The 13,824-nt window shown below is 61.7% G+C and carries 14 protein-coding genes, 3 tRNA genes and 1 pseudogene; 12 read left to right on the forward strand and 6 right to left on the reverse strand.

Going from position 1 to position 13,824, the window contains the following annotated elements:
- Positions 1–134 precede the first annotated feature (134 nt).
- A complete protein-coding gene (locus ASC45_RS04105; RefSeq protein ID WP_055449751.1) occupies positions 135–1,220 on the forward strand; it encodes a TRAP transporter substrate-binding protein in 1,086 nt (361 codons plus the stop codon).
- Positions 1,221–1,274: 54 nt separating this feature from the next.
- On the opposite strand, the gene ASC45_RS04110 is transcribed toward ASC45_RS04105, so the two are convergent.
- A complete protein-coding gene (locus ASC45_RS04110; protein WP_425427598.1) occupies positions 1,275–2,147 on the reverse strand; it encodes a LysR family transcriptional regulator in 873 nt (290 codons plus the stop codon).
- A gap of 125 nt (positions 2,148–2,272) precedes the next feature.
- Here ASC45_RS04110 and ASC45_RS15420 point away from each other — a divergent pair.
- Positions 2,273–3,154: pseudogene (locus ASC45_RS15420) on the forward strand (DMT family transporter); the annotation flags it as partial.
- Positions 3,155–3,211: 57 nt separating this feature from the next.
- Here the strand turns inward: ASC45_RS15420 and ASC45_RS04120 are convergent.
- From ASC45_RS04120 to ASC45_RS04140, 5 genes are read right to left on the reverse strand one after another with little or no spacing between them, the layout of a single operon-like run.
- Positions 3,212–3,802 (reverse strand): phosphatase PAP2 family protein, encoded by a 591-nt coding sequence (locus ASC45_RS04120; RefSeq protein ID WP_055449754.1) that lies wholly within the window; start codon positions 3,800–3,802, stop codon positions 3,212–3,214.
- Between the two features lie 6 nt (positions 3,803–3,808).
- On the reverse strand, positions 3,809–4,297 hold the full coding sequence (locus ASC45_RS04125) for an RDD family protein (protein WP_245609945.1): 489 nt from the start codon (positions 4,295–4,297) through the stop codon (positions 3,809–3,811).
- Between the two features lie 60 nt (positions 4,298–4,357).
- The gene (locus tag ASC45_RS04130) at positions 4,358–4,969 is read right to left on the reverse strand and encodes a DUF3106 domain-containing protein (RefSeq protein WP_055449755.1); all 612 of its coding nucleotides are present in this window, start codon (positions 4,967–4,969) and stop codon (positions 4,358–4,360) included.
- The gene (locus tag ASC45_RS04135; RefSeq protein ID WP_055449756.1) at positions 4,969–5,388 is read right to left on the reverse strand and encodes a DUF3619 family protein; all 420 of its coding nucleotides are present in this window, start codon (positions 5,386–5,388) and stop codon (positions 4,969–4,971) included. The genes ASC45_RS04130 and ASC45_RS04135 overlap by 1 nt, the downstream gene beginning before the upstream one ends.
- Positions 5,385–5,948, reverse strand: a complete 564-nt coding sequence (locus tag ASC45_RS04140) for an RNA polymerase sigma factor (RefSeq protein WP_055449757.1) — start codon at positions 5,946–5,948, stop codon at positions 5,385–5,387. Before ASC45_RS04140 ends, ASC45_RS04135 begins: the two co-directional genes overlap by 4 nt.
- 340 nt (positions 5,949–6,288) lie before the next feature.
- Here ASC45_RS04140 and ASC45_RS04145 point away from each other — a divergent pair, with 340 nt between their 5' ends.
- The 10 genes from ASC45_RS04145 to ASC45_RS04190 all read left to right on the forward strand — a co-directional run bounded on the left by ASC45_RS04145 (position 6,289) and on the right by ASC45_RS04190 (position 13,793).
- Positions 6,289–8,079 carry an acetolactate synthase 3 catalytic subunit gene (locus tag ASC45_RS04145; protein WP_055449758.1) on the forward strand — a complete coding sequence of 597 codons (1,791 nt, stop codon included), beginning with the start codon at positions 6,289–6,291 and terminating at the stop codon, positions 8,077–8,079.
- A 186-nt stretch (positions 8,080–8,265) separates the two neighbouring features.
- Positions 8,266–8,757 (forward strand): acetolactate synthase small subunit, encoded by a 492-nt coding sequence (gene ilvN / locus ASC45_RS04150; RefSeq protein ID WP_055449759.1) that lies wholly within the window; start codon positions 8,266–8,268, stop codon positions 8,755–8,757.
- Positions 8,758–8,848: 91 nt separating this feature from the next.
- Positions 8,849–9,865: a ketol-acid reductoisomerase gene (ilvC, locus tag ASC45_RS04155; RefSeq protein WP_055449760.1), complete on the forward strand. Its 1,017-nt coding sequence runs from the start codon at positions 8,849–8,851 to the stop codon at positions 9,863–9,865.
- A 143-nt stretch (positions 9,866–10,008) separates the two neighbouring features.
- Positions 10,009–10,650 (forward strand): phosphatidylserine decarboxylase, encoded by a 642-nt coding sequence (locus ASC45_RS04160; RefSeq protein ID WP_055449761.1) that lies wholly within the window; start codon positions 10,009–10,011, stop codon positions 10,648–10,650.
- A 125-nt stretch (positions 10,651–10,775) separates the two neighbouring features.
- Positions 10,776–11,585: a CDP-diacylglycerol--serine O-phosphatidyltransferase gene (gene pssA, locus ASC45_RS04165; protein ID WP_055449829.1), complete on the forward strand. Its 810-nt coding sequence runs from the start codon at positions 10,776–10,778 to the stop codon at positions 11,583–11,585.
- Positions 11,586–11,644: 59 nt separating this feature from the next.
- Positions 11,645–11,720: transfer RNA gene (locus ASC45_RS04170), tRNA-Gly, on the forward strand.
- Positions 11,721–11,876: 156 nt separating this feature from the next.
- Positions 11,877–11,950, forward strand: a tRNA-Cys gene (locus ASC45_RS04175).
- A gap of 24 nt (positions 11,951–11,974) precedes the next feature.
- A tRNA-Leu gene (locus ASC45_RS04180) sits at positions 11,975–12,067 on the forward strand.
- A 116-nt stretch (positions 12,068–12,183) separates the two neighbouring features.
- Entirely contained in the window at positions 12,184–12,939 is a 756-nt protein-coding gene (surE, locus tag ASC45_RS04185) for a 5'/3'-nucleotidase SurE (RefSeq protein ID WP_055449762.1), read from the forward strand.
- A gap of 122 nt (positions 12,940–13,061) precedes the next feature.
- Positions 13,062–13,793 carry a protein-L-isoaspartate(D-aspartate) O-methyltransferase gene (locus tag ASC45_RS04190; RefSeq protein ID WP_281173289.1) on the forward strand — a complete coding sequence of 244 codons (732 nt, stop codon included), beginning with the start codon at positions 13,062–13,064 and terminating at the stop codon, positions 13,791–13,793.
- Positions 13,794–13,824 lie beyond the last annotated feature (31 nt).

The raw sequence follows: 13,824 nt of genomic DNA on the forward strand, positions 1-13,824 counted from the left end.
GAGGTGTATCGCGTTCACAAGCCCGCTCAGGCGGGCTTTTTTACGAGTCCTTGGACGGGATCAATACAATTTGATTCATCTTGATATGAAATGAATCATCTGTATCAAGAGTGACTTATTTACTAGGAGACCCCATGGAACGCCGTTCATTCGTCAAACACGCCGGCCTCGCCGGTATTCTGGCCGCAGGTACCGCCCCGGCCGTCGTCATGGCTCAGCAGGCGGTGCGTTGGCGCCTGGCCTCGAGCTTCCCCAACTCACTCGACACCATCTTCGGTGCGGCCAACATCTTCGCCCAGAAGGTCAAGGAAGCGTCGGGCGGCAAGTTCGAGATCAGTGTGCACGCCGGCGGCGAACTCGTTCCGCCGTTCGGCGTGGTCGATGCCGTGCAGCAAGGCACGGTGGAGTGCTGCCACACCGCGCCGTACTACTTCTTCGGCAAGGACCCGACCTTCGCGCTGGGCTGCGCCGTACCCTTCGGCATGAACTCCCGCCAGATGAGCGCCTGGATGTATCAGGGCAATGGCCTCAAGCTCATGCGCGAGTTCTATGCGAACTACAACATCATCAGCTTCCCCATGGGCAACACCGGGGCGCAGATGGGCGGCTGGTTCCGCAAACCGATCAAGAGCCTGGCCGACATGAAGGGCCTGAAGATGCGCATCGGCGGTTTCGCCGGTAAGGTGATGGAGCGCATCGGCGTGGTGCCTCAGAACATTCCCGGCGGCGATATCTACCCCTCGCTGGAGAAGGGCACCATCGACGCGGCCGAGTGGATCGGTCCTTATGACGATCTGAAGCTGGGCTTCTACAAAGTGGCGAAGAACTATCTGTATCCGGGCTGGTGGGAAGGCGGCCCCGAACTCGATCTGTTCGTCAACCAGAAGGCCTACAACGCCCTTTCGCCGGAGTACAAGGCTATCGTCGAGATTGCCGCATCGCACGCGCACATCAATATGCAGGCCATGTACGACGCCAAGAACCCGCCGGCGCTCAAGGAACTTGTGGGCAAGGGCGCCAAGCTGCAGGGCTTCCCGAAGGACGTGATGGAGGCGGCCTTCAAAGCGTCCAACGAGATTTACAACGAACTCTCGGCCAGCAATCCCAACTGGAAGAAGGTCTACACCGACTGGTACAAGTTCCGCAACGACGACATTCTCTGGTTCCGCTTCGCGGACAACGAGTTCGACCGCTTCATGGCCACGCGCAAGTTCACCTGATGCGCGCTGGTTCTTAGTAGTAAAAACGCCCCATCCTCGGGGCGTTTTTCATGGTCACGCCATCGATGCAACGAGATGGTCGATCAGCGCTCGCAGAGCTGGCGGAACAAAACGGGTTGGCGGATAGAGCGCATAGGCACGTCCCCCATAGTTGCCCAGGAAATCCCAGTCTGGCAAGACTTGCACCGCGGCGCCCTGGAGAAGCGCCGGTTTCGCCACATAGTCAGGTAGGGTGCAGAGTCCCAGGCCCGCCAACATGGCATCAAGGCGTAGGGCGCTGTGATTGACGTCATAGCGGCCCTGCACCGTGACTTCGGACTCGATGTCGCCTTGCCTGAACCTCCAACGTCTATCGTGCGCATCTTCCCCCAAGCAGAGGCAGCTGTGCGTGGAAAGATCTGCGGGATGCTCGATGGTCGGATGTGCGGCAAGATACCTCGGCGAGGCGCACAGAATCTGCCGGATCGACATCAGCTCGCGGGCGGAGAGACCTTCGGGTGGATGACGCGTGATGCGAATCATCAGATCGACGCCATCGCGAATGGGGTCGATGTCCCGGTCGGTCGCGATCAGGTGCAGGTCGACCTGGGGCCACAGCGCCAAAAATTGCATCAGCAGGGGATGCAGCACATGTCGCGCGAAGGCCGTTGGTGCACTGAGACTCAGTTGACCGCGCGGTGCGCTGGTCACTTCATGCGGCACTTGCAGCACTGCCTGCGCTGCCGCAGCCAGCTCACTGCATCGGGCGAATGCGGCTTCCCCTGCACGGGTCAGGCGAAGTTGGCGTGTTGTGCGCTGGATCAGTTGGATGCCGAGCCTCTTCTCAAGCCGGGACACCTGGCGGCTTACCGCCGAAGGCGTCGTGCCGAGTTGCCGCGCGGCTGCAGAAAAACTGCCCAGTTCCGACACGCGCAGGAACGTCACCATTTCGGGCAGCACGCTTAGAAAGGCATTTGTTCTCACGACGCAAGAGTCCTGTTCCGTTGGGCGGTCTGGTTCGACTGCAACGCGCCATCAACAATGGGTGGCACGACATCATATGCAGGCCCTACATGACACCACCGCCCATCAAGCGCCCCAGCCCGAAGGCCGCGCTGCCCGTCCTCAACCCAGGGGTGCCTGAAGTCCTGCTTCTTCTTGTGGCGGCTGTTTGGGGCGGGAGCTATGCCGTGACCAAAGGCTTGGCGCAGCAATTGCCGGTTCTGGAACTTCTGACCCTGCGATTTGGTTTGACCTTCTTGATTCTCTCGCCGGCTTTACGCCCTTTGTTCACTGCGCAGTGGCGAGCGGGGTTGGCCGTCGGTTCGACACTGGGGCTCAATCTGCTGGCTGTGTTTCTCTGCGAGACCTATGGGGTCACCTTGACGACCGCGGCAAACGCGGCTCTGCTGATCAGCCTTTGCGTTGCGTTGACGCCCTTGGTCGAGTGGTGGCTATTGGGGCAGGCGCCGTCCTTGCGCGTGTGGCAGGCCGTGGGGCTCTCGCTCGCCGGGGCGGGATTGCTGTCGGCAAGTTCGGTCATGGGGCGGCCAGGATGGGGAGATGCACTGATTCTTCTCGCCGCTCTCTTGAGGGCGCTGATGGTGACCCAGACCAAGCGCCTCGCGGCACGACATACTTTGCCGGCGCTGACGTTGACGGCCTTGCAATCTGGCGTGGTCGCATCGGGACTGATGGTCATCATGCTGGCCTGGCAGAGGTCGCGTTGGGTGTCGATGCCTTGGGCGCCTGAATTCTGGGGCGGCATGATGTTTCTGGTGCTGTTCTGCACCGTGTTTGCCTTTTTTGCGCAGAACTATGCCGCCTCGCGCACGAGCCCCAGCAGGGTGTCGCTGCTGATGGGGACGGAGCCTCTGTTTGGGGTCCTGGCCGGCGTGGGTCTGCTCGGCGAGCATCTGTCGATGCTGGGTTGGGTCGGCGGAGTGTTGATGGTGCTCGCCGCCTGGCATGCGACACGTCCTTCTTCTGGCATCCGCACGGATGCGCGAGGGCTATGCGGATTTGCCGCGGCGAATCCAGAAGCGCGAAAGTACGTGAGCGAGCAAGACGCACAGCGCGCCCACGATCAGGCCCCCGACGACGTCGGCCGGGAAGTGCGCGCCCACCGCAATGCGCGACCAAGCCACCCAGATGGCGAACAGTGCGAGCACCATGCCCCAGGGGCGGGGTGACGACAAGGCCAGGGTTGTGGCGAGAACGGACGCGAATGCGGCGTGCCCTGAGGGAAAGCTGTGCGTGAACTTGGGTTCGCCCAGCACATGAACCCACTGGGGGCCAAAGACCGAGAGCGGGCGGGGAAAATCGGCCCAGGGCTTCAGCATGGTGTAAATCGAGATGAAAAGCAGCAGGTTGGCCCAGGCATAGATCAGCACGCTGCGCAGCGGAATCAGTCTCGGCCAACGCATCGAGACGGTCAGCATCAGGCCGAGATAGACGGGCAGCAGATGATGGTCGCCCAAGGCGGTGCCGAGCCGCGCAGCGTTGTTCCATACCGGGTTGTCACCCGCGTGGTTGATGACCAGAAACAAACGGTTATTCCAACCGTGCCACGCATACCAGGAGGATTGGGCATTGAGAACCATGGCGTGCTATCGGGAAGCCTGCACGAGGCGGGTACCGGCTAGGCCATCGTGCAGAAACTGGTGGTCGGACCGCAGCAGGCCGGCTGCGGCCCAGAGCAAGAGACCGGCGGCGACAAGCCAGGCGGTCGAACTCGGTGAGAGATGCAGGACGGCGGCCGCCAGCAGTGCCGGCAGCACCCACAACCAGGCCAGGATGGCACGCCATAGCGCGCGTCCGAAACCAAGCGGTGCGCCGGACTTGGTGACCACCGCGATCTTCCACACTTTCATCGGCAGGGTCTGTCGGCCGCCGCTCCAGAAGCCCGCGCCGTAGCCCGTCAGCACCATGAACTCCATCGCCTGGAGCGCCAGCCGGTGCTGGGCCGACCCTTGTGCCAGACCCAGCAGATGAAGAAGCCCGATTGAGGCGGCTGCGGTCACGAGGGAGATGCCCAGAAGCATGAGCCCTTCATAGATCAGACAGGCCAGACGGCGACGCAGTGGCGGAGCCTTCACGACAGCGCGGTCTCCAGACCCGATCGCCACACCTTGCGCACCTTGTTCGTCCGTCCCGGCTCAGCGCGCAGGGCAGCGCAGTACATCGGCGCAAGGCACGGGCGAAGAGGCGCGCGCGGCGGGCGAGGAGGCCGTTGAGGACGGTTTGTGCGGTGGTTTGTGGGCAGCTGCGCCGTGCTTTTCCTGAAGGTATTTGCCGACCTGCCCCGGGTGAGCCTTGGGGTGGCGGGCCTCTTCCTTGAGCCTTTCACGTTCGGCTTGCGGAAGTTTCTGGTATGCCTCCCAGGCTTCACGTCGGCTCTGCAGCGGTGCCTTGCCGGTGGAGAGAAAGTTCTCCCGTGCCAGCCGCCGTTTCTCGGGGCTGAGGTGCGCCCATTCATTCATGCGGCGCTGAAGCGTCTGCTGCTGCTCGGCGCTCATGGCGGGGTAGCGTGCGGCGATATCCAGCCATTTCCGTTTCCGGTCATGGTCGAATTCGTGCCACTCGGACTTGAGCGGCGCCAGAATGTGCTGCTGCGCCGGGGTGAGGTGATTCCACTCGGGCGGGGCCTTTTCCGCAGCCAGGGTGGGCGTGGAGCAGGCGAGGAGCATCATCCCCATGCAGAGCAGCAGGGCGGCGAACAGGCCGAGCCCTTTCTCCATCGAGCGTGGAGCGGCGAAGCGCAGGGTCATCAACGCTCCAGCTTGAGAAAACGGGCAAATCCGGGATCGGCGTAGGCCGTCGGCGGCAGATCGCCGAGCAGGAGTGCGGTGTCGATGTCGGCCGTGGCACGCACGAAGCGTTCTTGCTGGTAATCCTGCAAGACCAGCAGCCCGGCGACCAGCAGAATCACAGGCAGAACCGCGCTGACGCGAAACAGCCAGGATTTCCAGTGGAAGGGGCCGGTCAGCGCCAAGGTTGGCCCCTGCGCGATGGCCGACGCTGCGGGAGCCCGCTTGACCTGGGCGACCGCCATCAGCCGCAGCGCCTTGAGGCGTTCGGATTGTTCGGATGTGATGTTTTGCTCGGCGCCGTGCAGCCGAGCGGCGAATTGCTGCGCAAGGCGGGCTTCCACCATGGGGCGCAGCAGATCGGTTGCGTCGTTTTTCATGAGTAGCCTTGAGCTTTGAGGGCGAGTGCCAGGGCGTGGACGGCACGCGAACAATGCGTTTTGACGCTGCCTTCCGAGCAGCCCATGGCCTGCGCGGTTTCGGCAACGTCGAGTTCTTCCCAATAACGTAGCAAAAACGCTTCCCGTTGACGTGCGGGCAAACGAGAAATTTCAGTCTCGAGATGTGTAAGGATTTGCATCCGCTGAACCTGGGTTTCCGCGCTTTCGAGGTGCTCGCTGAGTGCTTCGAGCTCCAGCGTTTCCAGCAGATCGAATTCGCCCTCGCCCTCGGAGGATTCGAAATCGGAAAGGTTGCTGAACAGCGCGCTGCGCACCTTGCGCTTGCGATGCCAGTCGAGAATCGCATTCGTCAGAATGCGCTGAAACAGCAGCGGCAACTCCTCGCGCGGCTTGTCCGCGTATTTGGTGGACAGACTGATCATCGCATCCTGCACCAGATCCATCGCCGCATCATCATCGCGGGTCGAGAACGCGGCGCGCAGAAAGGCGCGCTTGTCGATGCTGGCAAGGAATTCGTTGAGTTCTCGTTCGGTGGCCATCGAATCGGACCCTGGACGGCCCGTGGGATGTGAGGCAACCGAGGATTATGCAATGGTGCGCTGGCGCACCGAAGTGGCGCGAAGGGTACGCCTGTGTGCATCTTGTCGGGGCGCAGTCGAATGCCCAGAACTTGGAGAACGGTGCTGCGCTGCACTACACTGCTCAGTTCCGTTCGGTCTGAACCTCCTTGCCGCACCTGGGAGCCTGCAAAGCCAGAGGCTTGCGCAGCTCGCGGCACCCACAACGTTCCAGATCGTACGTGTATCCCAAAGGCCGGCCACAAGCGGGTGCAGAGGGAGACCTGAAGTCTTTCGTTAGAGAAATTCACAAGGTGAACTCATGGACATGAATCGCACAGAACACAAGTCGGCCGCAACGGCCGCATCGAAGTCCGGCGCACCGGCGGCGCAGGACCTCACCGGGGCCGAAATCCTGGTGCGATGCCTTCAGGAAGAAGGCGTCGAATTCATGTGGGGCTACCCCGGTGGGGCCGTGCTCTACATCTACGACGAGCTCTACAAGCAAACCACGATCCAGCATGTGCTGGTACGGCAAGAATCGGCCGCGGTGCACGCTGCAGACGCCTACGCGCGTGCGACGGGCGAGGTCGGCGTAGCTCTGGTGACCTCGGGTCCTGGGGCAACCAATGCCATCACGGGCATCGCCACCGCCTATATGGACTCCATCCCCATGGTGATCATCACGGGGCAGGTTCCGACCACGGCCATCGGGCTGGATGCGTTCCAGGAGTGCGACACGGTGGGGATCACCCGCCCGGTCGTCAAACACAATTTCCTGGTCAAGGACGTGCGCGATCTGGCGGCCACGATGAAAAAGGCGTTTCACATCGCCCGTTCGGGCCGGCCGGGCCCGGTGGTGGTCGATGTGCCCAAGGACGTGTCGCGCCATACCGCACCGTTCGAGTATCCGAAATCGGTGGAGATGCGTTCCTACAACCCGGTGCGTAAAGGCCACGGCGGTCAGATCCGCAAGGCGGTGCAACTGCTGCTCTCGGCCAAGCGGCCCTACATCTACACGGGCGGCGGCGTGGTGCTGGCCAATGCATCTCCCGAGTTGCGCAAACTGGCCGATCTGCTGAAGTACCCCTGCACCAACACGCTGATGGGCCTGGGCGCCATTCCGGGGGAAGATCCCAAATTCCTCGGCATGCCCGGCATGCATGGCACTTTCGAGGCGAACATGGCCATGCAGCATTGCGACGTGCTGCTCGCGGTGGGCGTGCGGTTCGACGATCGGGTGATCGGCAATCCCGGACACTTCGCCCAGAATCAGCGCAAGATCGTGCACATCGACATCGATCCCTCCTCGATTTCGAAACGCGTGAAGGTGGATGTGCCCATCGTGGGCGACGTCGGCGAAGTGCTGCAGGAACTCATCGACCAGCTCGAACAGTCTTTCAAGGCCGGTCATAAGAACGACGGTGGCGCGCTGGCGGCCTGGTGGGCTCAGATCGACGAATGGCGCAAGCGCGACTGCCTTGCGTACGACCATTCCACCGAGGTCATCAAGCCGCAGGCCGTGATCGACACGCTCTACGAGTTGACCAAGGATCGCGAGACCTATATCTGCTCGGACGTCGGACAGCATCAGATGTGGGCCGCGCAGCTCTACAAATTCCCCGAGCCGCGGCGCTGGATCAATTCGGGCGGTCTGGGCACCATGGGCGTGGGCCTGCCTTATGCCATGGGCATCAAGCTGGCAAAGCCCGAGGCCGAGGCTGTCTGTGTCACGGGCGACGGCTCCATCCAGATGAACATTCAGGAACTCGCCACCTGTCTGCAGTACGGCACGGCGGTGAAGGTCATTCTGCTCAACAACCGCTACCTCGGCATGGTGCGGCAGTGGCAGGAGATCGAGTACGAGGGCCGGTATTCCCATTCCTATATGGACTCGCTGCCCGACTTCGTCAAGCTCGCCGAAGCCTATGGTCACGTGGGTATCAAGGTGGACAAGCCCGAAGACCTGCGCCCGGCGATGGAGAAGGCTTTTGCGATGAAGGACCGCACGGTCTTTCTCGACATCTCGGTGGACCCCACGGAGAACGTCTGGCCCATGGTGCAGGCGGGCCGCGGGATCACCGACATGCTGCTCGGTTCGGAGGATCTCTAAGCAGCCAGGCTGCGCCAGGTCATGGCTGTGGCCACAGACAGCGCCTCACCGGGCGCTGCCCACGGTTCCACGCCATGCCAGCGCTTTCGACAACCGCGTGCCCAGTTGCACGCTTCATCATCAATCTCGCAGAAGCCAGGCGACGCTTACCGGCGCCGCACGAAGCCTGCGTAGAGGAGTGAATTCATGAAACACATCATTGCGGTTCTGCTGGAAAACGAGGCGGGAGCCTTGTCGCGTGTCGTGGGCCTGTTTTCCGCCCGCGGTTACAACATCGAGTCGCTGGTCGTGGCGCCCACGGAAGACGCCTCGCTGTCGCGCATGACCATCGTCACCAGCGGTTCGGAAGACATCATCGAGCAGATCACCAAGCACCTCAACCGGCTCATCGAAGTGGTCAAGGTCGTCGATCTCACCGAGGCCTCCTTCATCGAGCGCGAACTGATGTTGATCAAGCTGCGGGCCGTGGGCAAGGAGCGCGAAGAGATCAAGCGCATGTCCGACATTTTCCGCGGTCACATCATCGACGTGACCGACAAGTCCTACACCATCGAACTGACCGGCGACGCCGCGAAGCTCGACGCTTTCATCCAGGCGGTCGATCCCACGGCCATTCTGGAAACCGTGCGAACCGGCAGCTGCGGAATTGGCCGCGCCGAGCGTATCCTGCGCGCCTGATTGACTTCGGGTCGACGCATCTCTCTTTTTTATTCCCTTTGCGGCGCGGGATGCCCCGCCCAAGCTCAGAACCTCTAACTCAGGAGCCAACATGAACGTGTATTACGACAAAGACGCCGATCTCTCCCTTATCAAGGGCAAGAAGGTCACCATTGTGGGCTATGGCTCGCAGGGCCATGCGCATGCCCAGAATCTGAACGACAGCGGCGTGAAAGTCACCGTCGGTCTGCGCAAGAATGGCGCATCCTGGGACAAGGCCAAGAAAGCCGGGCTGAAGGTGGCCGAAGTCGAAAAGGCGGTCGAAGGCGCCGATGTGGTGATGATGCTCATGCCCGACGAGAACATCGCCGAGGTCTATCGCAATGCGGTTGAGCCCAACATGAAAAAAGGCGCCGCGCTGGCTTTTGCGCACGGTTTCAACGTGCACTACGGTCAGGTGCAGCCGCGCGCCGATCTCGACGTCATCATGATCGCCCCCAAGGCGCCCGGCCACACCGTGCGCAACACCTACACCCAGGGCGGCGGCGTGCCGCACCTGATCGCCGTGCATGCCGACAAGTCGGGCAAGGCGCGCGATCTGGCCCTGTCCTATGCCGTGGCCAACGGCGGCGGCAAGGCCGGCATCATCGAGACCAACTTCCGCGAAGAGACCGAAACCGATCTGTTCGGTGAGCAGGCCGTGCTGTGCGGCGGTACCGTCGAATTGATCAAGGCAGGCTTCGAGACCCTGGTGGAAGCAGGCTACGCACCCGAGATGGCCTACTTCGAGTGCCTGCACGAGCTCAAGCTCATCGTGGATCTGATCTACGAAGGCGGCATCGCCAACATGAACTACTCGATCTCCAACAACGCGGAGTACGGCGAGTACGTCACCGGGCCGAAGGTGGTCACCGAGGACACCAAGAACGCCATGCGTCAGTGCCTGAAGGACATCCAGACCGGCGAATACGCCAAGAGCTTCATTCTGGAGAACCGCGCCGGTGCGCCGACCCTGCTCTCCCGCCGTCGTCTGACCTCCGATCACCAGATCGAGCAGGTTGGTGAAAAGCTGCGTGCGATGATGCCGTGGATCAAGGCGAACAAGTTGGTGGACAAATCCCGCAACTGAGGTTGCTCACTGCCGAGGATCAAGGCCAACAAGCTTGTGGGGACAAAACCCGCACTGATCCTCAAGCACCCTGACCTCACAACACCCGGCCGATGCCGGGTGTTGTGCTTCTTGCCGGGTCTTCCGGCGACTAAACTCCGTTTATGACTTATCCCCATCCCATTCTGGCCCGTGAAGGCTGGCCTTTCATCGCAGCCAGTGTGCTGCTGTCCGTGATCGTCTGGGCGCTTGCCGGATTCTGGTGGTCGCTGCCGCTGTGGATTTGGACGGTTTTTGTGGTGCAGTTCTTTCGCGATCCAGCCCGCCCCATTCCACGTGAGCCTCTAGCGGTTCTGAGTCCGGCTGATGGCCGCATCGTGGCCATCAGCCATGCCTTCGATCCGTACGCGCAGCGCGACGCATTGAAGATCAGCGTGTTCATGAATGTCTTCAATGTGCACTCCAACCGGTCGCCGGTGGATGGCCAACTCCGTGATGTCCAGTATTTTCCGGGCAAGTTTCTGAACGCCGATCTGGACAAGGCGTCCGAGCAAAATGAACGCAATGCGCTGGTGATCGATTGCGAGGGCCGCGTCGTGACCGCAGTGCAGGTGGCGGGATTGATTGCGCGCCGCATCCTGTGCTATGTCAAGCCCGGAGAAACGCTTCTGCGCGGGCAGCGCTTTGGCTTCATTCGCTTTGGTTCTCGTGTCGATGTATACCTGCCACTGGACGCGCAATCGCGTGTCTCGATCGGCGACAAGGTCTATGCGAGCAGCACCGTGTTGGCGAACTTTGCCGCCTGACGATTTTGCAGGAATGTGGTTTTTCACCAGCGAGGTCGAGCATGTCGCGTAATGTGGCCAAATTTCCCCAGCAGGTGAGTCTTTCGGAGCAGGCCGACGAGGACCCTGAGGTCGTTCGGCCCTACATGCCTGAAGCGCCTCATCAAACCCCTGAGCCCGACGACGACCCGGCCCATCGTCGCCGTCGCGGCATATATCTTTTGCCCAACTCATTCACCGCGGCGGCGCTGTTCTGCGGGTTCTACGCCATCGTCATGGCGATGAGTGGCCGCTACGACTCGGCCGCCACGGCGATCTTCGCCGCCATGGTGCTCGACAGCCTCGACGGCCGCGTGGCCCGCATGACCAACACCCAAAGCGAGTTTGGCGCCCAGTTCGATTCGCTGGCCGACATGGTGTCCTTCGGCGCCGCGCCCGCACTCATCATTTATGAATGGTCGCTGCGTGGGCTGGGCAAACTGGGCTGGTTGGCCGCGTTTGTCTATTGCGCCGGAGCCGCATTGCGCCTTGCCCGGTTCAACACCAACGTGGCCGTGATCGACAAGCGTTACTTCCAGGGGCTGCCCAGCCCGGCTGCGGCAGCCTTGGTCGCGGGTTTCCTGTGGATCATGACCGATGCCGGTGTGCAGGGTGCGCATGTGGCATGGTTCAGCTTCGTCATCACCTTGTTTGCCGGGCTCACCATGGTGACCAATGTGCCCTTCTACAGCTTCAAGGATCTCAGCCTGCGGCGCAGCGTGCCCTTCATCAGCATTTTTCTGATCGTGCTGTTGATCGGCCTGATCGCCTATCAGCCGCCGCTTGTATTGTTTGGCTTGTTCGTTCTGTACGGACTGTCCGGTTATGCGCTTTACGTGTGGCACCGCCTCAAGGGGCGTCCCGTCAGCGTGATTGCGACCTCGGTCGATGAACCCGACGAGCGGGGCTTGCATTGATCGATCTGCGCAAAGGCTATTGACAGCACCAAAATGCGCTGCAATAATTATTGTTTTCCGCGGGAATAGCTCAGTTGGTAGAGCGCAACCTTGCCAAGGTTGAGGTCGCGAGTTCGAGCCTCGTTTCCCGCTCCAATTCTTAGCAAAAAAGGGAAGCCACGCTTCCCTTTTTTGTGTCCGGTGCGATGCTTTTTCTGGTGACCTTTGACTCAAGGTCAACTGCAGGGATCGAGTCAGCAGCGTCCGGCGGTTTTGCGTAGCATTTCGCTTTTACGCAAAGCCTAGTCACCCGGCGGGGTGGCAGAGTGGTTATGCAGCGGCCTGCAAAGCCGTCTATGCCGGTTCGATTCCGACCCCCGCCTCCATCTCCCATGTTTGCGCTGCGGCTTGCCCGGATGGCGAAATTGGTAGACGCAGCGGACTTAAAATCCGCCGCTTTCCTGAAAAGGGGCGTGCGGGTTCGATCCCCGCTCCGGGCACCAGTTTGCAGAGCATTCGAGGTCTGAAATGCTCGCGGTGCGCCTGCGCTGACCGTCTTGGCGCACGATCTCCTGGGGTGCCCGATGTATTGGTCATCATGACCCGATAAGATGCGGTCATGAGAATTCTTCTTGCCAATGATGATGGGTACCTCGCCCCTGGGCTGGCCGCGCTTTATGAAGGGCTGCGGACGCACTGGGACGTCACCGTGATTGCCCCCGAACAGAACGCCAGCGCCGCGTCGAACGCGCTGACGCTCAGCCGCCCTCTGTCGGTCTACACCGCGAGCAATGGCTTTCGCTATGTCAACGGCACGCCGTCCGACTGCGTGCATATCGCGCTGACGGGGCTGCTCGATTTCAGACCGGATCTCGTGGTCAGCGGCGTGAACAACGGCGCCAATCTTGGCGACGACACCATTTATTCGGGCACGGTGGCTGCTGCCACCGAAGGCTATCTGTTCGGCATTCCGGCGCTGGCCATCTCGCTGGTCGAAAAGGGTTGGATGCATCTGGACACGGCTGTAGCCGTCGCTGTCGAGGTCGTGGGCAAGCTGGTCGCCGATATGCCCCGGCAGGCGCAGTTGCTCAATCTGAACGTTCCCAATCGCCCTATGAGCGCTTTGGGCGGTTTGCGCGTGACCCGTCTGGGCAAACGGCATCCGAGTCAACCGGTGGTGGTGCAGAAAAATCCCTATGGGGACACGATCTATTGGATCGGTGGCGCCGGGGCAGCTCTCGACCAGCAGGCCGGAACGGATTTTGATGCCATCGCTCAGGGCTGCGCATCGCTGACCCCTTTGCAGCTCGACCTGACGCATCACGCGCAGATCGCTTCCTGCGCGGCTCGCTTTGAAACACGGGGCAGTGTGTGAGCGCAGGGACCAAGTCGCCCCCCCGTTTTGTGCACTGGCCGGTGCGTCCGCAAGCTGAGACCCCGTCGGGCAAATCGTCACCGGCTGCAGAGCCGTTCAGAATCGAGCCAAGATCGGCCCGGGTGCCGACAGTCTCATCGACGGTCCTGCGGACGGCGAACGCCCAGCCCCAGGCGCAGGGCCCCTCGCGCTGCCTGCCCCGTCAGGCGGGGCTCGATTCGGAGGCGGTACGTCGCAGCATGGTGGACAAGTTGCGACAGCTCGGCGGGTTTGACGAGCGTGTGCTGCAGGCGCTATTGGATGTGCCGCGACACCACTTCGTCGAACCCGGCCTGGCAGCCCAGGCGTATCTCGACAACGCCTTGCCGATTGGGTACGAGCAGACGATTTCCAAGCCTTCGGTGGTGGCCAGGGGTCTGGATGCGGCGCTCAAAGCCCTGGCGCCGCGTGCGAATCTGGGCAAGGTCCTCGATATCGGTACCGGCTGTGGCTATGCCGCGGCGGTGACAGCCCGCGTAGCGGTGGAGGTCTACAGCGTGGAGCGCATACGCGCCTTGCATGATCTGGCTCGCAACAATCTTCGCGCCCTGCGGGTGCCCAATCTGCGCCTGATTCTGGGCGATGGCATGGCCGGATGCCCGCAAGGCGCGCCGTTCGATGTGATTCTCTCGGGTGCCGCGGCGCTGACCGTGCCGCAGGCCTGGCTGGACCAGTTGGCTGTGGGCGGGGCACTGATTGCGCCTATCGGAGATCCACAACAGCTCCTGCTTTATCGCAAACGTTCAGCCACCGCTTTCGACATTCAGCCGCTCGAAGGGGCGAAGTTTGTCCCCCTAAAATCCGGCCTGACCTGAACTGACCCTCTCGAATCGACGCTCATCATCA

This window comes from Thiomonas bhubaneswarensis (genome assembly GCF_001418255.1).
Classification (GTDB): domain Bacteria; phylum Pseudomonadota; class Gammaproteobacteria; order Burkholderiales; family Burkholderiaceae_C; genus Thiomonas; species Thiomonas bhubaneswarensis.